Raw genomic sequence first — 21,834 nt, 5'->3', positions numbered from 1 at the left:
TGCAGTTAATTAAAGGAGGGCTGATGTTTGATTAGAAAAGCCTGCTAATGCGCAGGAATTTGACTCATAATAAGCCAGATGGTTTGCTTTGTAGAGGAAAAGGATGCATATTTACAGCCATTTTACATGGACGGTCACTATGGAATAAAAATAGATGCACAATCGCAGGCATTTCATTTCCTAGCACGGTAGAATCGGTGGGCAAAAGCCACTGTTTGCGCCATTGCAGAGACAGTAATAGAGGTTTCTATATTTTTGAGGTAAGTATACATATATTTAAGAAAGTGGGTGATTTGAGTGGTTATATTATTTTTTCTTGTAGTTCTTATCTTGGTATATCTTTATGTCCGAAAAAAGCTGATTATTTAGAATTAAAGTGGTCAGACAAAATGATCAGTTTCCTATCACTTTTTCTGATTATCTGCTTTGCCTGTGCTGTAGTCGTATTCGTGGAAATGGGGATTATCTATCTTGCATCCATATTAGTGGGTGGAATTAATTTCAAAAGCTCATTGTCTTTCGTTTGGGCAACGACCTTGATTATACTGATCAGTGAAATTGTGCATTTAATTCTCCGTGTTACTATAAAGTTCTTTTTTAAAAGAATTCCAAATTGGTTATTGGAATTGTGTATATTACCAGTTTCGATAGGAATCATTTATTTTATTCCACTCTTATTTCATTCAGAAGTCTCATTGTTAGCTGCATTCGTCATTACTGGAATAATGTTTGTGACGAATTGTATGCTTAAGGAAAAATAATCATACGGGACGTTGACGAGATTGGGCCGAAACTCACGGCAACTGATGTCAGCAGAAAATAAAGTGTTTTCTTAGTTTATCAAGAGCTAAATATAAAAAAGTCAGATAAAATAAAGGGTTCCGCATATTAGTCATGAATAATATGTGGAACCCCCCTTTATATTTAACTATCGTCTCCCGTTAGCTCAATAGTCTTATCTTTTAATTAGAGTCGCTGCTTATAGTTGTGAGGCTTGCCGAACACCTAACGCAGTGACGTCCCGACGGGCTTAGGGGCTGGATGTGGTCACTCGCTTCTCAGAGTGACCCGGAGCGTCAATATGGTGTTAGCCGAAGGAAGTTCTGGAAGCAGCCATTGCATTTAAGGCGTTCTCAAAATAGCTATATACTTCATCTGCAATTCCCAGAAACTCTTCAACAAGTACATTACTATCCAAGTAACAAGCATACAGATAATCAACTAAAGCGGAGTCAATCTCACAATAGTTTAATATGGCATTCTTCATCTTAATAATGTCATCTTGCCATACACCTGCATCTTCTAAAACCAAAGAGTATAATGCACGAATTAATCTCTTAGAGTAACCTTTAATATATCTAGTTTTCATTGTGTTATCACTAGCATTAGAAAGTAAACTATGTATACGATCTACTTCCTCCTTGGTCTCTGTATTTAAGTCTAAAATGAACTCTGGAGAAATAACTATCGGTGGTACTTTTTCACCAACGTCATGACCATATATGCAAACACAAATTATCTTTACCCAAAACCCCCACTCATTTGGTCTACTTAATACATCGTCAATCGAGCAAATTATCGTATCAATCTTAGTTACTACTGGATATTCTTCCAAAAGCCTGTCTTTAATATTTGACAATCTTTCGTAATCAATATCTTTGGGATTTACACATACAATAGTAAAGTCTGCATCTGACTTAAAAGGTTTAGCAGTTCCTTTTGGAATCGAGCCACACATATAAATGCTATGAATCTTACCTTTAAATTCGGTAAGTATATTATCTATATACTTATCAACAAAATCCTTATATTCACTTTGTATTACAATTCTATTTATAACTTTTTCTAATATCATATAGACTCCTCCTAAACTAAGAACTTCTTTCGGCTAACGTCTTTTTGCGAACTTCGTAAATTCGTCATGACTTAAGTTATTCGCGAAACCATTCAACTATCCTGCCAGTTAGTTGAGCAAAGAACCGCAATAAGACAGTTTCTTCGGTATTTCACTTGTTGCTCAAGTATCCTACCTAGTTCAACTCAAGCACAAGAGGGAAGAGCATTGTGTCAGATCTTTTGATAGACCTCCGCATACGAAAACTTAAGATGTAGGAATCCCTTGTATTTACTATGACCACCTATAAACACCTGTCTTGCCAGTTTATCTACCATATCGTTTTGGATCTCTTGAATACGGAAAAAGTAATCATATAGGTTTGTTACTACTGTGATTATAAGATTCACTGATTTTTCTGTTCTTTTCGCTTCAATCTGATGCAAAGGAGTAACTTTCCCGCTTTCAAACGGATTACGCAACCACCCTACAAAGTCAGCAAGATCCTTAACTCCTACTTCTTTATAATCTATCTTCCGCTCTTCAAGATAAGTGAAATACTGTTTTAATGCATAGCAATAAGTTTTCAGTGTGTTGTTGCTTTTACCTGTCTGATCCAGGTATTTTAAATACTTCATCACGGGAACAACTGGAACACCTATCTCATCCAACAGCAAATATCTCTTTTTATTATCATTAAGAATTACTTCTTGTACTCTCACAGCGCCACTCCCAACGAAAGCATTTATCCTCAATATATTAAATAATTTATACTGAATTTTTAAGCCATAGTTAATAATTCTTTTAAACAAAAAAATAGAGGAGATTAGCTCGTATATTGAACTAACCACCCTCTATTTACGTTACTACAATTAACCTAGTCTAACACTTTATTTTTCATTAATTATACTATAATGATTAGAGGATAATATGTTCAATATGAGAGCATACATCCTCTATTTTTATATATGATAGATTTGTTATTTAGATTTTGAAAATAGTATCTACTATGTATATAATGTGAGAATTAATAGAACATTTGTTTTGATTTGTGGAGGACGTAGCCCATAGCGGGAGGCGAAGCGAGGTTTAAACCGAGCGTAATCAATTATGTTTTGGATGGTGAAATTCTATGAGAGTACAAGAAGTTGTCTTAGAAGAAAGCATCAAACGATATATGTTGGTAGATGGGGACGGCTTACCTGTAATCCCTGTATTAAAATACCTTAAATACCTAGATCAAACGGGGAAAAGTAGAAATACATAGAAAACATATTGTTATGCATTAAAGCAGTATTTTGTTTACTTAGAGGACACAGATAAAGATTATCAGCATATTCGGTTTGAAGACTTGGTAGAGTTTGTTGGTTGGTTACGAAACCCTTTTGGAAGTATTAAAGTAACTCCCTTAAACCCGATAAAGGCAAAAAAGACAGAAAAAACCATTAACTTAACAGTTACGACCGCGCGGCCTATCTCAAGAACATTCATAACCAGCGGAAGGCAACTACTGCGGAGAATGTAGATCAGGCGATTAAACGCCTTATACGAGCTGGTGAGAGCATCAATTTCAACAGCGTGTCCAAAGAGTCTGGTGTCTCGAAGGCGAGCCTATACAATCATGAAGACATTCGGCAGCGGATCGACTCCTTGCGCCAACAGCAGTCCAAAGCTCCCACTCCAAAGCAAGTAAAGCGCGAGATGAATGAATCCAGCAAGGATGTGATCATCGAAACATTAAAACGTAAAATTAAAACAATAGAGAACGAAAACAAAGAATTACGTGAGCAGATGAAAAAGGCTTACGCCCAGGTTTATAATAAATTTTAAAACATCATTAACGGGAAGGATAATTTAAGATTATTCGCACTGAGCCTTACCATAAGTGACGGCGAAAAGTTGAGTTGAAGGTTGAAGCTTCGATGGTAAATCTATGAAGAAGCGCGTAAAGACCCAACTCATGTGGAATCGGTCATATATGCCGAGACGAGACCTTTATCAGGAATAGTTCTCCATCATTTGATATAAATAATTTCGAAAGTCTTCAACATAGGTTTTGGGCTCTACAACTTTTAGATGAGTGCCGAAGCTTGCTAATAATTGAAATCCCATACGATTTTGAGGGACATAAAGGGTTGCTAATAAAAATCCAGAACTATGGTCTTCAATACTTCTTCTACCGTACCTTTCGATGATTTGATCTTTTATGCTGGGCGATATCCGTGCCTTAATCGTGACGAATTGCGGTACATAACTTGCTTCGTGTCTTTGCTCGGACCAATCGTCTCTAGGATGAAACGCGCGTTCATCCATAGTAATAGGATCGATCCGAGATAACTTGAATGTTCGATATCCCTGTCGATGTAAACAGAATCCTTTCAAGTACCAACTCGATTCGCTAAAATGCAGCTCATAGGGCTCGACCATTCTGTTCGTTACAGCCCCATCTTTATCTGTATAATCAAATGAAACCAGCCTTTTCTTTAAAATGGATTCTTGACATGTCTTTAAGGTTTCAAGAATCTCGGACCGACCTTCCCAATTATAAAACGACAGTTGAATGGTACGATTCAGAGACAATGGACTAACCATTGCCTCTATTTTTTTAATCGTTCTTTCAACTTCTTCAGTAAGTAGAATTTGTTCCAATCCGCCGAGTGCAGTTAATATATTCTGTAAATCGGAGCTGCTTAAAAGGCGTTTATCAACCTTGTATTCATCCATTATGCCGTAGCCGCCTTTGACCCCAATGACAGAGTAGATCGGGATGTTAGATAAGCTCAATGTTTCCATATCGCGAAGGATCGTTCTTTTGGAAACATTGAATAGTTGTGAGAATTCCTTTGTAGAAACAACCTCTTTTTTCAGCAATATCATGATAATCGAAATGAGTCTCTCCGCTTTATCCATAATTACCCTCTTTTTTCTGCATGATTTCAGAACGGTGCCATATAGATGTCACCTTTTGTCCATTATACTACATGTATCACAAGAAGGAGGTTTTGATTTATGTTTAATCCAACCGATTTTCCCAAGCCTACCCTTATTTCAGTCAACGGTGTGGATCTCGAAGTCTTTGAAGCAGGCCGACAAAATGCTGGAAAACCCATTGTCCTCTGTCACGGCTGGCCAGAGCATGCCTTTTCTTGGCGACATCAGGTGGCCACCCTTGCCGAAGCGGGCTACCATGTCATCGTCCCAAACCAGCGGGGTTACGGCAACTCATCCCGTCCGACCGAAGTAACAGACTATGACATTGAACACTTGTCGGGTGATCTCATCGCACTTCTCAATCACTACGGATACGAAGACGCCACCTTTGTCGGTCATGATTGGGGTGCAATGGTCGTTTGGGGACTGACCTTATTGCATCCAAAACGTGTAAACAAAGTGATAAATCTGAGCTTGCCTTACCAAGAGCGCGGAGAAAAACCCTGGATCGAGTTCATGGAAGAAATACTTGGCGGCGACTTCTACTTCGTCCACTTCAATCGACAGCCAGGCGTCGCGGACGCCGTATTGGAAGACAATACGTTCCGGTTCCTTCGCAACCTGTACCGGAAGAACGAGCCTCCCACAGAGCCTCAGCCAGGTATGGTGTGGATCAATCTCGCCAGAGCAGAAACACCACTGGGTGAGCCTTTGATGAGCGACAGCGAGCTGGCCGTTTTCGTCTCCGCCTTTGAAACATCAGGGTTCACGGGCAGCATAAATTGGTACAGGAACCTTGACCGCAACTGGCGCTTATTGGCGGAGGTGAACCCAATCATCCAACAGCCGACCCTCATGATCTACGGCGACCGGGATTTGGTCCAGAGGTCTGAAAACCTGACAAAGTTCGTGCCCAATGTGGAAGTGGTCAATCTGGATAGCGGTCATTGGATTCAGCAAGAAAAGCCGGAAGAAACAAACCAAGCGATTTTGAAATGGCTGGAACAGCAGGATGCCACCTAGTCCCAAGAGCGTTTCAAGGTTGAGCCTGCCCTCCGGCTTGACCGGAGGGTGGAATGAGATAATCCTCTGAAAAACAACGAAGGAGCTGCAGTGACAGCTCCTTCGTTGTTTTTCGCCGATAGACCCGTTAAGCTGAACCGTATCACTAGTCATTAAACTAACGGGAAACGATAGTTTAACAATAAGGGGTTTCACATACTAGATATGTCTAATATGTGAAACCCCTTATTTAATCAAAGTTTTTTTTAATTTTGGTCTTGATAATTTTCAGTCTAGAACTTTATTTTCTTTTGACAACTGATAACAAAACGTGAACTGTGACCCGTAAGATGGACACTTTGAAAAAGCGCCCTTCCTACGGATTACAGTTCAGGTACAGGATAGTTCGTTGCTGATGTATAGCAATAACGCTACATAAAATTCATATAAAAAAGAGAAGAGTAAAACAAGAAAAGTATAAAATATGTTCCTAATTGTTCTTTGCGGGAGTTTCAATAAGAAACATATAAGCCATTACTTTTGATTACAAACGGACTTCCTATTAGGCTTGAGTTCGTTGTGCAATCTTCCAGTTCCAAAAGTCAGCACCATTGGCTGCGATCAAATGCCCGAGCCATTGAGCAAAGCTAATTGGCAAATAGGTGTTCACCCAACCGTTATGTCCAGCCAAGTAAAGCCCTTCTGCCGTATCTCGAATGCAGAATTTTGTTGTTGGGTTGCGGGCAATAGTCAGGTGATGAAGAGAATTTCGCTCTAGCTGTTCGGCCAATTGCGCCAAGCTGAATATTTCAATGCCTGCGTCTGTTCCAATACTGAACAATGTGGCTCCGTTATGAAGCTTTAAAAACTCGATGTAGTCACTGTGAAGGATATACTTATATTCATCATAAAAAGCACGAAGTTGGTCTGTGGTTGCTGGTGGATGAAAGGTAAATCTTGCGACGTGCCAGGTGCCGCACACATTTGGAACAACTAATGAATAATGATTCAGCCGTTTCTTCAAGCCTTGTACAATATCGACTGTTCTATAATGGTTGTTCACGGTCTGCCCCATTTCACGCTTCATTCATGGGTATTGTTGGGGTTGCAGTCTCGATGGTTGCTCGTGGTGAGCGCTGGACGTGAAATTAGAAGTAAGAGTGCAATATGTTGCATAATGAAATTGTGGTATTTGTTTATCGGCTGTGTTTATCGCTAGTAAGCACAGCCTCTACTTCGTCACAAGCAACCTCATCACCTCCTTTAAAAAATTCATGCCAATTAAATCCTAAAGCTTGTCCAATCCTCTTTGCTACAAGAACACTTGGATTACGTCGACCTCTTTCAATGTTGGAGTACGAAGTACGATTAATGGAGGCCATTTTTGCGACTTCGATTTGCGTTCTAGCCCCTCGAAAGCGGATAAGCCATTTACGTGGCTCAATCATTGCAGCACCCCCTTATATTTGATTTTAGTCCAGACATTCTTCTGATACTGTAGTACACATTCATCCAACTCTTGGCTAATCTTTACGACCCGTTCATCGGTTAAGCTGTGGTGTTCATCTACTGCCCTGTCTAGCTGTTTCTTTAGGCTATTCAATTGGAATAGCAACATGTCGTCATGACTGTACATCATTTCCCGTTCACCTCCTATGTACAGTTTTTTCTGGCACCCTGTATATAAATGGTATTATAGTGAAGTATAACACGGGTTTCGATTGATCCTTATTTTAACTTTAAAATTAACCATTACATATTAATACAATTTAAAGAAAAAGACGCCCAAAGGCGTCTAATCTAGCTTTTATTGATTTTCATCGTTTATTTCATAACAAACCTACTTGTTAGCTCTATTGTTTGCTCCAACCATTGTCGAAGACAAACGGAGAAATAAAATCATGTTCACCATACATTGCGGAGCTTGAAAAGAGAAAAATCATGAGAAGTGGAATTATCAAACGTTTTTTCATTCAGTTCACCTCCGATTTCTAAAAAAAGCATCTAACTTTTTAAGCGTTGAGATGTCCATTCCTTTTCCTTCATTAATATATATGCCAATAATACGACCAATACACTCACTCTCATTATAAGAGTCATTAACCGTAAAGTACCTATGAGCGCTTTCAAAGTAATAATTTATGCCCTCATCCGTTTTCCGTCTAGCAATAAAGTAATCCCCTTTTAGCTTATAAAACAATGCCAATTGTGCACACTTAAACGGCGTATTACAAGATAGAGTCAAAATTTTATGTTCTAGGTTTAGAACATTTTCAACCTCATCAAGATCATTATTATCTAATAACAAGATTGCAAGTTGATTGACGGTATGGAGTAAAACGTTATCCCCGCAAGTAGGTAAAAACTGTCGGAGCTGTTTTATTGCAATCTCCCTATCCCCCAAGCATGCTTCCAGCACAGCTGTCATCAGAGTAACGTTATCTTTTACGAAATCATACGAAAATCCACTGTATTCTAGTAAATATTTTTTCGATAAATCATATTCCTCAAGATGATAGTATGCGGTACATATTATTCCCGTCGAATACGCCCTTACAATACCATCTGAATAGTTCTCTTCGATAACTTTGCTGCAAAATAAGATACTATCCTGAAACAAGCGTAGATTGTACGCATGTATTCCCAGTTTGTAATACAACAGCAAGCGTTCTTCCGGAGGTAAGAAATCAACATATCTTAGAACATACTTTCCATTTTGATAAGTTAAATGTAATTTATTAAAGTCATTTCGCTCAATTAAATACTCTTGATACAAACTTTTCGCTAAATAAGGCATGACCCCATGGTCCCGAGAATACTCAATAATCACTTTAAATAAACCAAGTTTTACTGTTGGGTCAACTTCTGCCGCGGTGATATTATACAGCTTTGTAACGGATGTGTAGCTGTCTTCTTGTGGAGCTTGGAGGTATTTATAAGCAATTTTTGTAGAAAGTCCATTGTCTGAATCCTTAATTGCCATTTCTAAAATTCGAAACAACTCAACCGCCCGCGGTGCCAATTTAATATAATATTCAACAGTTTCCTTAAAGGGGATATTCAACGCCCGCGCGAGTGGATAGATCGATGAAAATTCCGGCCGTTTCACTTCGTTGTTTTCAAGTTTAGAGATATGGCCTTTGGCGACATTAGACAGCTCTTCTAGTTGTCTGATTGATAAGCCTGCTTCTGTTCTGCGTTGTCTAAGGAGGTCGCCTATTGTTAAATAGTGTTGCGATCCATGGGACATTTTCATGACCCTCCTTAACATTAAAATTTATTTCACCGCACACTTAATTTGTAGTAAATTCAAATTAATGCAGAAAAACATATATAAAAACATTATTAAAACGATGCATATTGAAACTGGGAAATCTATTTATCGACTATATTTATATGGAGTAAACACAGTCTAGTTCATCATTTATTTCATAAAATTTATACCATTTGAATCCTAAAGCATGACCAATACGCTTGGCTACATGCACGCTTGGCATTCGTTTTCCCGTTTCGATATTGGAATAGGAGCTGCGTTTTATCAACGCTAATGCTGCGACTTCGGTTTGAGTTCTAGCCCCCCGATAGTGGATAAGCCATTTACGTGGCTGATTCATTATAGAACCTCCTTACATTTTAGATCTAACATTTTCAGATCATTGTTACAACAAGTATAGACTGGGTCTCTTATAGACACTTATTTTCACTTGTGAATAAACCCTTTATAAATTTGATAGTAAAAAACCATCCTAAATGCGTATGATTCCAAAAAAATTAGCACCCTTTTTGGGTGCTACTGCTATTTCGACTCTATTTTACATAATCATTAATTGTTTATATTAAAAAGAACTTTTATTGTGACGGTCAAAAAAATCCTGAATCATTTCTATTGTTACTTTGTCCATGACATGATTTTTTTGGGCATATAAATTAAATAATAATTTCATAAACTCAGGTTCAATTGGAGTATCAGATGCCTTAGCAAACCTTCTTGCACTTTCCAGATAATAGTGAACTGCATTGCTATATTCATTTATATTCACAAAATAATCACCTTTAAGCTTGTAAAACTGGGCTAAAATAAATTTTTTAAAAGGAGTCGTCGCATCCTGAATATTATTTTCATAGGAAAAAATTTTAATTATTTTTTGTGAATTTTCCTTTTCAAGATATAGTTCAAGTAGTGTTGTTACAATATAGATTAGGTTGTCCATCGGGGTCTGCTTCAAACAATCTTCGAGCTGTGTAATTGCTAAGTCCACATTTCCAATCTTCCCGTTAATTGAGCCTGTCATAAATCTAACATCCTCTTCAACTTTAGGAAAAGTGAATGTACTGTATTTATCAAGGTTTTCTTGAGCTAGTGTGTAATCACCTAAATAGTAGTACGCGTTACATAGTGCATAATAAGATTCGCCTTTAAATTGACTGCTGGTCTTGTCGTGTAAGATAACATGGTGGCATAGTTCGATGCAGTCTTCATATCGCCGTAGAACATAAGCATGAATACCTAGTTTATAGTGGAGTATTATATTCTCTTCATGGGACAGGAAGTTGGAATAGTTAAGAATATTTTTTCCAATTTGATAGGTAGTCGTTAACCTGGTGAAGTCATCTCGTTCGATTAAGTAGGATTGTAATTGTCCTTTAGCTAGGTAAGGCATTACCCCATGACTGCGGGCATAACTGATGATGACATTGTACATAGCATTCTTTAGAGGTGGGTCGGCGGCGCATGAAGAGATGAGTGCGTATAATTTTCCAAGAGCCGTGTCGCTATCCTCCTGCGGGGATTCCAAATATTTAAAAGAAACCTTAGTTACGAGTGGAATATCCGCCGTATTTATGGTTTCCTGTAAAATCTCATATAAAGTGTTCGCCTTCTGATCCAAATCAATAAAAAGGGTAATGATTTCGGCGAATGGAATGTTTAATGCGTTTACAAGGCGACGTAGAGTAACAAATTTAGGGTTAATAATTTCACTATTTTCAATCTTGGATATATGTCCCTTGCGAACACCTGATTTATCCCCTAATTGGGTTAATGATAAGTTGGCTGTTTCTCTGTGTTGTCTAAGGAGGTCGCCTATTGTTGTATAGTGCAGCGATCCCGAGGACATGGTTATGACCCTCCCTGAAACGTAGTCATATTTCAAACCCATGTTACCACATGTTTCCTTTTTGGTAAATTGGAAATGTAAAAATAAAAAATAACCTTTTTTTATTTTTAGCTCAGTATTGAGCAGTAATAAAAGGGGGTTACGAATAGTGTCTAATTCGCAATTTAATAATTGTTTCGGGATGACACACGGTCAAAAAAGACACCTCAACTATCGCTATCAGGGGATTTTGTTAGTTGGTTTAATTCCTTATAGGTACGTTACAAAACTTGAAAGCTATACCCAAACTATGCAGATGTATGTGAAAGTTTCAATTCCTTATAGGTATGTTACAAACTTTACACTGGTAAAATGATGCGTGTTCCTACAGAGTTTCAATTCCTTATAGGTACGTTACAAACGAAAAGGCAATAAAAGAAGGTATGACTGTTTATGCTAGGTTTCAATTCCTCATAGGTACGTTACAAACGACAGGAAGACGAGTTTAGAGTTTTATAATGAGCAGTTTCAATTCCTCATAGGTACGTTACAAACGTAGATTACCTGCAAATCATGGAGGTTCCTCAAAAGTTTCAATTCCTCATAGGTACGTTACAAACCGTAAATGCTAGACAAAAAGGCAATAGGGGCGGCAATGTTTCAATTCCTTATAGGTACGTTACAAACTTCGCTTGAAGCATGTGCAATTTGACTCTATTCCGCGTTTCAATTCCTTATAGGTACGTTATAAACTCAACTCAAGAACAGATCCAGAAGTATCGAGATGTCTAGTTTCAATTCCTTATAGGTACGTTATAAACAGATTTTGAAGACAACTCTATTGTACAAGCAGGAGGGTTTCAATTCCTTATAGGTACGTTATAAACCCCACTTTAATATATACAATCTTATTATCAAATCCTTAATTTTCTATTTTTACGACCGATACATTACAAAAAAATGATAACGACGCTTGTTGATATGTATACATTTTGATATCAACAATGAAACATTGTCGTCGATCCCCCGGGTTTTATACGCTATTGGAGGTCGACGACAATGATTGGAAGCACTGAACCTAACAATCCGTATAATTCCACATGCATCCCACGCAGATTCCATACGGATTCAACACGAATCCGTTAAGCTCACCTTTTTCACAACACCAGATATTCCGCTTGTTTCACTAACCTTTAGCCTGTAGCCTAAGCCAGCCACATCATTATCCATACAGCTTGTCCAGCCTGTACTCGGACGGATACCGCCCCACCAACTGCAACGAGCAAAGCGAATATCCGAAAGGTTCGCGCGTTTCAATTCCTCATAGGTACGTTACAAACTCAACGAACGTGACGAGTGACCAAACGGCAAATGTAGGTTTCAATTCCTTATAGGTACGTTACAAACAAGGGTTTTGTATGGGCTCTTATTACAGTGAAACAGAGTTTCAATTCCTTATAGGTACGTTACAAACCCCATTTTAATATATACAATCTTATTATTAAAGCCTTAATTTTCTATTTTCACGACCGATACATTACAAAAAAATGAAAACGGCGCTTGTTAATATGTATACATTTTGATATCAACAATGAAACATTGTCGTCGATCCCCCGGGCTTTGTACGCTATTGGAGGTCGACGACAACTATGACGAGCGCTGAGCCCAACAATCCGTATAATTCCACATGGGCTCCACGCAGACTCCATACGGATTCAACACGAATCCGTTAAGCTCACCTTTTTCACAACACCAGATATTCCGCTTGTTTCACTAGCCTTTAGCCTGTAGCCTAAGCCAGCCACATCATTCCCCATACAGCTTGTCCAGCCTGTACTCGGACGGATACCGCCCGACCAACTGCTACGAGCAAAGCGAATATCCGAAAGGTTCGCGCGTTTCAATTCCTCATAGGTACGTTACAGACTATGATTCATGGGAATGTTCCGCAATCACGTTGCACATTTCAATTCCTTATAGGTACATTACAAACTATTTAAAGAGCTTACACCCGCACCGGACAAGTTGACATGTTTCAATTCCTCATAGGTACATTACAAACTGTAAATTCCACGCCTTGGTGGTTTGTCATCCGCGAGTTTCAATTCCTCATAGGTACGTTACAAACATGACAAAGAAAATGGATTCGGGTTAGTCCATAAATCATTTCAATTCCTCATAGGTACGTTACAAACACAGAAGGGTTTTACAGGTGCCACGAATGTGACGGGTTTCAATTCCTTATAGGTACGTTACAGACGAGACCGCAAAAAAAGTCGAAGCTTATTTTGATATTGCTAGGTTTCAATTCCTCGTAGGTACGTTACAAACTACCCAATCTGCAACAAAAAAAGACCATTTTTGAGTCGTTTCAATTCCTTACAGGTACGTTACAAACCGTAACCCCATTGTTCCGTGCGTTGTTTAAACAATAGTTTCAATTCCTCATAGGTACATTACAAACTATGCCCAAACAGCCGTGAAAAGGCGCTCGCAATGAGTTTCAATTCCTCATAGGTACATTACAAACCCCATTTTAATATATACAATCTTATTATTAAAGCCTTAATTTTCTATTTTTACGACCGATACATTACAAAAAAATGATAACGACGCTTGTTAATATGTATACATATTTATATCAACAATGAAACATTGTCGTCGATCCCCGGGGTTTTATACGCTATTGGAGGTCGACGACAACTATGACGAGCACTGAACCCAACAATCCGTATAATTCCACATGGACTCCACGCAGATTCCATACGGATTCAACACAAATCCGTTAAGCTCACCTTTTTCACAGCACCACATACTCCGCTTGTTTCACTAGCCCTTAGCCCTTAGCCTTTAGCCTAAGCCCGCCACATCATTCTCCATACAGCTTGTCCAGCCTGTACTCGGACGGATATTGCCCCACCAGTTGCAACGAGCAAAGCAAATATCCGAAAGGTTCGCGCGTTTCAATTCCTCATAGGTACGTTACATACAGAAAATAGACTGCTCATATTTGACGGTGATGCAGCGTTTCAATTCCTCATAGGTACGTTACAAACAGGTTTGTACGAGTATGGCGGTGGCCTGCTGCCGAAGTTTCAATTCCTTGTAGGTACGTTACAAACACACGGCTGGAAAGGATATGGTGAAGGGAATTACGGAGTTTCAATTCCTCATAGGTACGTTACAAACACCGATCGTCACGTCGTTAAGCACATTTTGGCGAAATAGTTTCAATTCCTTATAGGTACGTTACAAACAAAATAGCCTTCTCTCATCCCGAATGCTTCTTTGATGTTTCAATTCCTTATAGGTACGTTACAAACAAATCGACATCCGTTAACAAATAAGTGTTGCAGTTAGGTTTCAATTCCTTATAGGTACGTTACAAACGAATTATACCACTGCGGATTACGAGGGCGTCATAAGTGTATTTCAATTCCTTATAGGTACGTTACAAACCCCATTTTAATATATACAATCTTATTATTAAAGCCTTAATTTTCTATTTTCACGACCGATACATTACAAAAAAATGATAACGACACTTGTTAATATGTATACATATTTATATAAACAATGAAAAATTGTCGTCGATCCCCGGGGTTTTATACGCTATTGGAGGTCGACGACAACTATGACGAGCGCTGAGCCCAAAAATCCGCATAATTCCACATGGACTCCACACAGTTTCCATACAGATTCCATACGGATTCAGCACGAATCCGTTAAGCTCACCTTTTTCACAACACCACATACTCCGCTTGTTTCACTTACCTTTAGCCTGTAGCCTAAGCCAGCCACATCATTCCCCATACAGCTTGTCCAGCCTATACTCGGACGGATACCGCCTCACCAACTGCAACGAGCAAAGCAAATATCCGGAAGGTTCACGGGTTTCAATTCCTCATAGGTACGTTACAAACCGACCGAGACGTATAGTTCGGTTGACACGCAAATTTATAGTTTAAATTCCTTATAGGTACGTTACAAACGTGCGATGAATAGTAACGCGACCGAAATGCTGACGTAGTTTCAATTCCTTATAGGTACGTTACAAACCACAAGGCACACATGTATCTATGTTTCTCGAGAACGGTGTTTCAATTCCTCATAGGTACGTTACAAACGATGGGTGACTTTGATTGGCAGCATGACATCTGCTCTGTTTCAATTCCTCATAGGTACATTACAAACCCCATTTTAATATATACAATCTTACTATTAAAGCCTTGAATTTCTATTTTACGACCGATACATTACAAAAAAATGATAACGACGCTTGTTAATATGTATACATATTTATATCAACAATGAAACATTGTCGTCGATCCCCAGGGTTCTATACGCTATTGGAGGTCGACGACAACTATGACGAGCGCTGAGCCCAACAATCCGTATAATTCCACACGGACTCCACGCAGATTCCATACGGATTCAACACGAATCCGTTAAGCTCAGCTTTTTCAAAACACCAAATACTCCGCTTGTTTCACTAGCCTTTAACCTGTAGCCTTCAGCCTAAGCCAGCCACATCATTCCCCATACAGCTTGTCCAGCCTGTACTCGGACGGATACCGCCCCACCAACTGCAACGAGCAAAGCGAATATCCGAAAGGTTCGCGCGTTTCAATTCCTCATAGGTACGTTACAAACTATCATTCGTCTACCATCGACGTGGAAGTGAATACGTAATTTCAATTCCTTATAGGTACGTTACAAACAGAGAGCTTCGACGGCGGAAACACTCACCATGTATGGTTTCAATTCCTCATACGTTACAAACGGCAATTTTTACGTGCATATCGCGGCATTTGACCAGTTTCAATTCCTTATAGGTACGTTACAAACTACGCTTGGTAAGCGCGGTATTATCGAAATTGATATTAAGTTTCAATTCCTCATAGGTACATTACAAACGAAGGTAAGGAGTCACCTCCAATGCTATTTAAAGACGTGTTTCAATTCCTCATAGGTACGTTACAAACCGCCGATCACAGGAGCTGATGGATACCGCGTCTACCAAGTTTCAATTCCTCATAGGTACGTTACAAACCCCATTTTAATATATACAATCTTATTATTAAAGCCTTAATTTTCTATTTTTACGACCGATACATTACAAAAAAATGAAAACGACACTTGTAAATATGTATACATATTTATATAAACAATGAAACATTGTCGTCGATCCCCCGGGTTTTATACGCTATTGGAGGTCGACGACAACTATGACGAGCGCTGAGCCCAACAATCCGTACCATTCCACATGGGCTTCATACAGTTTCCATACGGATTCAGCACGAATCCGTTAAGCTCACCTTTTCACAACACCACATACTTCACTTGGTTCATTAGCCATTAGCCTGTAGCCTAAGCCAGCCACATCATTCCCCATACAGCTTGTCCAGCCTGTACTCGGACGGATATTGCCCCACCAGCTGCTTAAATAAACGGCTAAAATATTTAACATCCTTGTAGCCCGCGTGCACGGCAATCTCACGAACAGGCCAATCCGTACATTGCAGCCACTCTTTTGCATGCTCCATGCGGTTGGCCGTAATATATTCAAGCACGGTATATCCGGTATTCTTTTTAAAATAGCTGCAAAAATAATTCTCATTCATATACACTTGGTTCGCAATCATGCGCACCGTAATATGCTTCTGACAATTCGCTCTAATCCAACTTTGAGCGATCGCAATAGGTTCTATATAGGATTGTTCCGGCCAGTCATCACGCGGATTCACGACAATGTTCATTGGTTCACGAGCCTCCTAACTCAGATACAAGATTAAACGCAGGAAGTCTTACCCTTAGTTTAAAGAGGCTGCCCCAGCCTGAACAGAGCCGCAAAGTTGACGAAAAATGGTTGACCGTTCGCAACCATACGTGTCCGCTAGTGTCCATTCGCTGTCCAAAGATTGGCCTTTTTACTTATTCAAAGCATTTTTTCCAGCCATACAAGCTGTTTTTCCAGCCATGTGATCCAATACAATTTATCTTTGGTCTTCCAATCGGAATGCTCCCAATGATTTAAGTACCGCGCTTTGTACAAATTGGTGATGTAGGCGTTGTGAATCGATACATGCGTCGAAGTTGTTGCGGCGGATGAGCGGCTGTTCGTCGGCATTTGTAAAATGAGATGCTCCTCATCGTACAAAATGAATCGTTTCACATCGCGAAAATCGCTATCCTGTAAACTCTGAATCAAAATGTTCACCGTCGGCATTTGCACCATTTGAATAAGGTGACGGATACAGTCGATACGCTCCGCCACCGTGAAGCTCATTTGCTGACCGAAAAATTTCATTTTGCCTGCACGGAGAAACTTCAAAAATACGCATTTTGCAAAAATACAGTAAAAATGATAACTATGTAGCGCTTCGACAGTGCTCCCCTTTTTTTCCCGCATATTGTCCACGAACTTCTGCATGTGGGGTTCATTTGCCGTTTGAGTTGAAAATTGCTTCAGCACACTTTCAAATAGTTGATCCGACATCAACACAGGCGGTAGTGACGGCGTAATCGCGTACACATCGCTGTAAGAAAAATTCCATTCCTCCGCATAAATTTGAATCAGCGGGTCTTGGCTATGCTGTTCAAGCACAGGCTGAAAGCCTTGCATGACCTTTTCGTAGTAAGCGAGCAGTTGCGCAACAACTTGTTCATCACGCACAAGCAGCGTCAAATCACCGCGCCCCTCTGTTGCATAGCTCATCACAGCACCCACGCCCGCCACGACTGCGATACGGTCAAAGCTAATCATTTTACAACTATGTTTGGAAAAATAATAACGAATTCCTGTGCAGTCTATGTAGCTGTTCAACAATTTCATAAACGACTCAAAGGTGACTCCCTCAAACTGGTCATGCACATAACCAATATCAAACACCCACTGCCGCTCGGCAAGCTGTTGGAGCAGCTCAATAATTGGAGTCCGTACTCCCTCCGATTGGTGGATGATGTCATTGCCCCAGTGGACGATGCTAACTATTTTCTTCTCTCCATCAGGCTGTATGTGAGCGGCCTCTTCCAGCAAACGAGAAAACAAACGGTAGTAACTGTCCGATGCCCAATACATTTCCGCTTGACCCGCGAGGGCATTCATCTCCGTAATCTCTGAAGATTCATCCTGTTCTAGGATGCGCTCTTCTTTAGGTGCCTTGTTAATCGACTTTTTGCTAGCGGGCTCCTGTTGTCCGATTGACCAGTCTGCTTCAACATCAAGAACATTCCATTTCGCCTGTTCATAGGTCACGGCTAGAACTTGCTTGACCCACTCGGCGTACAGACGTTCTTTATCTACGACGGATGCAGCTTCATGTAAAGCCTCCGGTGCGGGAGCATACGCTAATAAAAATCGATTAATTGAGGCTTCCAACGGCGTTCCGTGCGCCAATTTATCGGCGATGTAGTTCGCAATAAAGCTAGACAGCAGGGTGAAGCTGCTGTCTTGTGGCAGACGCTTTCCGTTTAGCCACTTATAGACGGATGATACTTCAAAATGAATGCTCTCAGCAAGCTGATGCACAGGCAGTCCAGCCAGTTTCATGATACATTTCAGGCAGTGCGCAAATTCTAAGTTGTTCGCCATCATTAACCACCTTTATATCGTGGAGTGGGCTCTCGATCTCCGATTAGGGTTATCATTTTAACATATCAGGTTGGATTAAAAATGAAGATTAGATGTCAATGTACAGCAAAAACCCTATAGGTGAAACCTTTATGACAAATAGAGGTTCTCCTACAGGGCCTTACTACATCATTCTATTTAAATGTTGCGAGTTGATAGTACGGTTCCAGCAATTGTGCTGGCGGCTCAACCGCATTGCGCACCTTGCTTAAATAATAATCGTCCCAAGTGGACTGGAAATCGCCCTTATGCGTTAAGAACACTTGAAACACTTTGTTTCTAAATTTCGCGTCGATCTCCACCATTTCGACAGGGACCATCTCGATGGCATTGTCCAACGACTGCCGTGCCAACTGAGATAGGCTGTCCATCATTTGTTGTCCCGCTCCAGTCAGCGAATCCTTCACTTGCTTCGTTGCGCCGTCCAGTTCATCATGTGTGGACTTCTCGACTTTATTCTTTACATGATCGAGCACTAACGCCACGTTGTTGCTATGGTTCGTTAAAATCGTGTGCAGCTTGTCTGCCTTGTCTTTGTACTTTGGCAGCACCTCTGTCTTCCACTTGTCAGCCGTCGATGTGTAAGCTTGATGCCACAGCTCAGTACGCTTCTCTACCATTTTGCCCAAATAGGCTTCAAGCGCATCGTACTGATGGATGATGGCATCAATTGCCGTGGCAAGACCGCCGATTCCCGCAAGCGGCATCATGACGACAGACAGCTCAGGATTTGTCGCTAAAATACCGGCAAACGTCACGAGCAAAGCAGCATCCGTTCCTACTGTCACCCACTGCTTATGTTCGGCTGCTTGATAAATGCCTACTACTAAGCCTAAGCCCATCCCGAATTCAGCGCTTATCGCATTGGCTAACAACGCCCCGCCTTGAAGCATCGTATCTACATCGAGTTTATGTGTAGTTGCAAGATTATTGACGAACAGTACGACATCGCCTGCCATCATTGCACCATTCAAGCCCGGTCCTTCAATAAACTCGTTCATGGCTACTGTTGATTTGGGGAGTGGGCTGTACACCACGTCAGGTTCGCGCAGCGCTTCCTGCAATGACGAAGTAAATTTCAGCTTCTCCAGATCGATCTGCTCCGGCATTTTTTGTGCTTCGATCACTTTGTCGTAAGCTTCTTCAAGCGTCATTTTGCTCAAATCTAATTCCGGCTCGTCTGTAGGCGTTTTGTTCTCACGGTTAGGCTTCGTTTCTTCCTCATTACCCGCCTCTTTACCCGCAGGTACTGGATCAATTCCCTCCGCTGGCATCTCGATTTCTTCTACTTCCGCAAGCTCCATATCTGCCTGCACCGTTTCACCTTCAGCCACTTCTTTAAAGCAGCCTTGCGCACCATGACCCGCCGCGCAAGCAAGGGCTTCAGGTAAGCCTATTCGCTTACTATCTTTCTTCAGCATCTTCTTTTGCTGTAAAGCACGAAGCGGATCTTTAATTAAGAACGAATCGTTGTCCGTATCCGTATACGTTTTTCGTATCGGATAGCCCATTTCTTTGCTGAACATCGTTTCTGACGTTTCCTTCGTCTGATACGTCAGTACACGTTCAATCTCTGCCAACTCTTGCCCTTGCATCGTCTGACGCTTCTTTTTCAGCAGCTCACTCTTTTTGATCTGCACATTGCTCTCCGCATTTGCATACACGTCTTTGGACTTGATCTTCTCGAACTGCTTGCCGCCTGTCGCTCGTGCTTCTTCGGTCACCGTGATAAAACGGCGTTCATCGATGCGACTACTAGAAGGAACAACTTCTATTCCTTTCTTTTTAATTACCTTGAGAATCTTTTTGTTCTTTTCTAGTAGGGTCAAATTCTTACCTTGCCCAAACAAAGTCTCTTTGGCATGCTCTAGCTCATGCATGAGTACGGTAGCTGGATGGATAATCTCTTTACCGGAACTAATTCCGACCCCATGATGTGGGTCCAGTGTAATAATGCTTCTGCTCCCTAATTGCCCTACCCGTGCTGACGAGCTACTATTCGAGTTGAATCGCGCCTTGCCACTCGGCTCAATGAAGACACTGAGCTTAAAGGGCTCACCGTTGACATCGTACATCACCCGTTCATTGACAAAATTATCTCTGCTAAATAATTCAATTGTGATATGTCGGTCCAAATGACGGAACATTTGGTCACCGAGCAACTTTTGCGCATAAAGACTCAGGGTGTCTGTAACATTAAAATGAACAATTGTATTTAACGGTTCCAATACTTTGGATAATTGATAGATTGATTTCTTTACCGCGGCATGTGAGGCGAACATATTTTTATCTGCTTGTTTGAAAATGGCTGGCAAATCATACGAATGTGAATGCTGTACTGTCGCGATATGCTTTTTTAAATTAGCATTTAATTTCGTCACATATTCAAAATCTTTAGCCAACTGCTTTTCAATTTTCGCATAGTTTTGCTCAAACTCCTCAAGCTGCTGCGTTAGTTGCTTTTTGGAGCCTTTCATCGATTCTAGCTTCTGCTTCACCATTCCGATTTGCGCGTTCTGCGTCGCCAGCTTAATCGTATTACTATTCAGTTTGCGCTTCGCCGTAATCATTTCGATGCGCAGCCTGCTAAATTCAACATACTCATCCCAGTTGATTACTGCTAATTTCTCCCCGATGTAACGCATATATTTTTGCACTTCAAGCTCACTGCTCATACTTTGTTGAAATAGGGCGTTTAAATCCGTTTCGAATTGTTTAAATGCTGCATCCACTTCGTTTAGCCCATTTGCTCCCTGCTGCTTTTCCCAATGACCTAACGCAAGTTTTTTCACTTCTTGCCCGAGTTTTCTCGTAATTTCTTCCTCTTTTTGCAGCTTAAGACTTGCGTTTCTTATCGTTTCATAACTTTGCTTCGCTTCGTTCGGCGTCGTGGTGCTTTCGGTGATCGGAAAACCGATGCTCAGCTCCTTAAGCTGTGTTCGTCCTGTCTTGGAACTATTAATTTGTTTTAGTGTTTTAAATACATAATCCAAAAAGGGATCGCCTACCAGATACTTTGTCTCGTAGTTAGGGTCTACTACGAAGTTTTTAGCCGGATCATTATCTACTAAATCCCGGTTAGGCTCGCCCGTAACCCAAATGCCAGGAGACATTTCATAGATGGTCACTCTTGATCCGTCGTATACATAAATGTCTCTACTCAGCCACGGATGTTTAGGATCAGCACCCGCTATTCCTAATGGAAACATTGCAAACTGGCCTGTAAACAAGGTCACGCACAACAATAAAGATAAAATCGTTCTACATTTGTACATCGCGCTCTTTTTACTCATTGTATTCGTTGCATTCGTTGCATTCATCGTAAGCTACCTCCTCAC

Annotated in this window: 15 protein-coding genes, 2 pseudogenes and 4 CRISPR repeat arrays; of the genes and pseudogenes, 4 read left to right on the top strand and 13 right to left on the bottom strand. The window is 40.5% G+C overall.

Features of this window, described 5'->3' with window-relative positions; genetic code table 11:
- The first annotated feature begins 47 nt into the window (after positions 1-47).
- Entirely contained in the window at positions 48-761 is a 714-nt protein-coding gene (locus tag KIK04_RS15725) for a hypothetical protein (RefSeq protein WP_232274573.1), read from the top strand.
- A 326-nt stretch (positions 762-1,087) separates the two neighbouring features.
- Here the strand turns inward: KIK04_RS15725 and KIK04_RS15720 are convergent, their stop codons facing one another.
- Positions 1,088-1,855, bottom strand: a complete 768-nt coding sequence (locus tag KIK04_RS15720; protein WP_232274572.1) for a nucleotidyltransferase domain-containing protein — start codon at positions 1,853-1,855, stop codon at positions 1,088-1,090.
- A 251-nt stretch (positions 1,856-2,106) separates the two neighbouring features.
- Positions 2,107-2,556: pseudogene (locus KIK04_RS15715) on the bottom strand (site-specific integrase); the annotation flags it as partial.
- A 410-nt stretch (positions 2,557-2,966) separates the two neighbouring features.
- On the opposite strand from KIK04_RS15715, the pseudogene KIK04_RS15710 reads away from it, so the two are divergent.
- Positions 2,967-3,299: pseudogene (locus KIK04_RS15710) on the top strand (site-specific integrase); the annotation flags it as partial.
- 20 nt (positions 3,300-3,319) lie between these two features.
- Complete coding sequence (locus KIK04_RS15705; protein WP_232278760.1) at positions 3,320-3,664, top strand: DUF6262 family protein; 345 nt, start codon at positions 3,320-3,322, stop codon at positions 3,662-3,664.
- 168 nt (positions 3,665-3,832) lie between these two features.
- Here KIK04_RS15705 and KIK04_RS15700 read toward each other — a convergent pair whose 3' ends face one another.
- Positions 3,833-4,744 carry a helix-turn-helix transcriptional regulator gene (locus tag KIK04_RS15700; RefSeq protein ID WP_232274571.1) on the bottom strand — a complete coding sequence of 304 codons (912 nt, stop codon included), beginning with the start codon at positions 4,742-4,744 and terminating at the stop codon, positions 3,833-3,835.
- Between the two features lie 99 nt (positions 4,745-4,843).
- Between KIK04_RS15700 and KIK04_RS15695 the strand changes: the two genes are divergently transcribed.
- Positions 4,844-5,788 (top strand): alpha/beta fold hydrolase, encoded by a 945-nt coding sequence (locus KIK04_RS15695; protein WP_232274570.1) that lies wholly within the window; start codon positions 4,844-4,846, stop codon positions 5,786-5,788.
- A gap of 541 nt (positions 5,789-6,329) precedes the next feature.
- Here KIK04_RS15695 and KIK04_RS15690 read toward each other — a convergent pair.
- From KIK04_RS15690 to KIK04_RS15640, 10 genes are all read right to left on the bottom strand, one after another.
- Positions 6,330-6,854 carry an SMI1/KNR4 family protein gene (locus KIK04_RS15690; protein WP_232274569.1) on the bottom strand — a complete coding sequence of 175 codons (525 nt, stop codon included), beginning with the start codon at positions 6,852-6,854 and terminating at the stop codon, positions 6,330-6,332.
- Between the two features lie 109 nt (positions 6,855-6,963).
- Complete coding sequence (locus KIK04_RS15685; RefSeq protein ID WP_232274568.1) at positions 6,964-7,215, bottom strand: helix-turn-helix transcriptional regulator; 252 nt, start codon at positions 7,213-7,215, stop codon at positions 6,964-6,966.
- Positions 7,212-7,406, bottom strand: a complete 195-nt coding sequence (locus KIK04_RS15680) for an aspartyl-phosphate phosphatase Spo0E family protein (RefSeq protein WP_232274567.1) — start codon at positions 7,404-7,406, stop codon at positions 7,212-7,214. Before KIK04_RS15680 ends, KIK04_RS15685 begins: the two co-directional genes overlap by 4 nt.
- Positions 7,407-7,745: 339 nt before the next feature.
- Entirely contained in the window at positions 7,746-9,017 is a 1,272-nt protein-coding gene (locus tag KIK04_RS15675; RefSeq protein WP_232274566.1) for a helix-turn-helix domain-containing protein, read from the bottom strand.
- Positions 9,018-9,159: 142 nt separating this feature from the next.
- Positions 9,160-9,381 (bottom strand): helix-turn-helix transcriptional regulator, encoded by a 222-nt coding sequence (locus KIK04_RS15670; RefSeq protein WP_232274565.1) that lies wholly within the window; start codon positions 9,379-9,381, stop codon positions 9,160-9,162.
- A gap of 222 nt (positions 9,382-9,603) precedes the next feature.
- A complete protein-coding gene (locus tag KIK04_RS15665) occupies positions 9,604-10,884 on the bottom strand; it encodes a helix-turn-helix domain-containing protein (protein ID WP_232274564.1) in 1,281 nt (426 codons plus the stop codon).
- A 238-nt stretch (positions 10,885-11,122) separates the two neighbouring features.
- Positions 11,123-11,750: a CRISPR direct-repeat array (repeat unit 30 nt; unit sequence GTTTCAATTCCTTATAGGTACGTTACAAAC).
- Positions 11,751-11,991: 241 nt separating this feature from the next.
- Positions 11,992-12,180: a hypothetical protein gene (locus KIK04_RS15660; RefSeq protein ID WP_232274563.1), complete on the bottom strand. Its 189-nt coding sequence runs from the start codon at positions 12,178-12,180 to the stop codon at positions 11,992-11,994.
- 579 nt (positions 12,181-12,759) lie between these two features.
- A CRISPR array of direct repeats spans positions 12,760-13,393; the repeat unit is 30 nt.
- Between the two features lie 429 nt (positions 13,394-13,822).
- Positions 13,823-14,322: direct repeats of the CRISPR family, unit length 30 nt; unit sequence GTTTCAATTCCTTATAGGTACGTTACAAAC.
- 433 nt (positions 14,323-14,755) lie between these two features.
- A CRISPR array of direct repeats spans positions 14,756-15,057; the repeat unit is 30 nt; unit sequence GTTTCAATTCCTTATAGGTACGTTACAAAC.
- Between the two features lie 1,190 nt (positions 15,058-16,247).
- Positions 16,248-16,622 carry a helix-turn-helix transcriptional regulator gene (locus KIK04_RS15650; RefSeq protein ID WP_232274561.1) on the bottom strand — a complete coding sequence of 125 codons (375 nt, stop codon included), beginning with the start codon at positions 16,620-16,622 and terminating at the stop codon, positions 16,248-16,250.
- 179 nt (positions 16,623-16,801) lie between these two features.
- On the bottom strand, positions 16,802-18,415 hold the full coding sequence (locus KIK04_RS15645) for a hypothetical protein (protein WP_232274560.1): 1,614 nt from the start codon (positions 18,413-18,415) through the stop codon (positions 16,802-16,804).
- A 215-nt stretch (positions 18,416-18,630) separates the two neighbouring features.
- Positions 18,631-21,816: a hypothetical protein gene (locus KIK04_RS15640; RefSeq protein WP_232274559.1), complete on the bottom strand. Its 3,186-nt coding sequence runs from the start codon at positions 21,814-21,816 to the stop codon at positions 18,631-18,633.
- Between the last annotated feature and the right edge of the window lie 18 nt (positions 21,817-21,834).

Origin of the sequence: Paenibacillus sp. 481 (genome assembly GCF_021223605.1) — a bacterium.
Lineage (GTDB): Bacteria > Bacillota > Bacilli > Paenibacillales > Paenibacillaceae > Paenibacillus_B.
Note: the sequence above shows the minus strand (reverse complement) of the source record. Positions and strands in the feature narration are given on the sequence as shown.

Coding starts and splice junctions, on each gene's coding strand:
- KIK04_RS15690 (WP_232274569.1), bottom strand. CDS start 6,854: ATGAAGCGTGAAATGGGGCAGACCGTGAACAACCATTATAGAACAGTC.
- KIK04_RS15650 (WP_232274561.1), bottom strand. CDS start 16,622: ATGAACATTGTCGTGAATCCGCGTGATGACTGGCCGGAACAATCCTAT.
- KIK04_RS15680 (WP_232274567.1), bottom strand. CDS start 7,406: ATGATGTACAGTCATGACGACATGTTGCTATTCCAATTGAATAGCCTA.
- KIK04_RS15700 (WP_232274571.1), bottom strand. CDS start 4,744: ATGGATAAAGCGGAGAGACTCATTTCGATTATCATGATATTGCTGAAA.
- KIK04_RS15665 (WP_232274564.1), bottom strand. CDS start 10,884: ATGTCCTCGGGATCGCTGCACTATACAACAATAGGCGACCTCCTTAGA.
- KIK04_RS15645 (WP_232274560.1), bottom strand. CDS start 18,415: ATGAAACTGGCTGGACTGCCTGTGCATCAGCTTGCTGAGAGCATTCAT.
- KIK04_RS15695 (WP_232274570.1), top strand. CDS start 4,844: ATGTTTAATCCAACCGATTTTCCCAAGCCTACCCTTATTTCAGTCAAC.
- KIK04_RS15640 (WP_232274559.1), bottom strand. CDS start 21,816: ATGAATGCAACGAATGCAACGAATACAATGAGTAAAAAGAGCGCGATG.
- KIK04_RS15685 (WP_232274568.1), bottom strand. CDS start 7,215: ATGATTGAGCCACGTAAATGGCTTATCCGCTTTCGAGGGGCTAGAACG.
- KIK04_RS15720 (WP_232274572.1), bottom strand. CDS start 1,855: ATGATATTAGAAAAAGTTATAAATAGAATTGTAATACAAAGTGAATAT.
- KIK04_RS15725 (WP_232274573.1), top strand. CDS start 48: ATGCGCAGGAATTTGACTCATAATAAGCCAGATGGTTTGCTTTGTAGA.
- KIK04_RS15670 (WP_232274565.1), bottom strand. CDS start 9,381: ATGAATCAGCCACGTAAATGGCTTATCCACTATCGGGGGGCTAGAACT.
- KIK04_RS15675 (WP_232274566.1), bottom strand. CDS start 9,017: ATGTCCCATGGATCGCAACACTATTTAACAATAGGCGACCTCCTTAGA.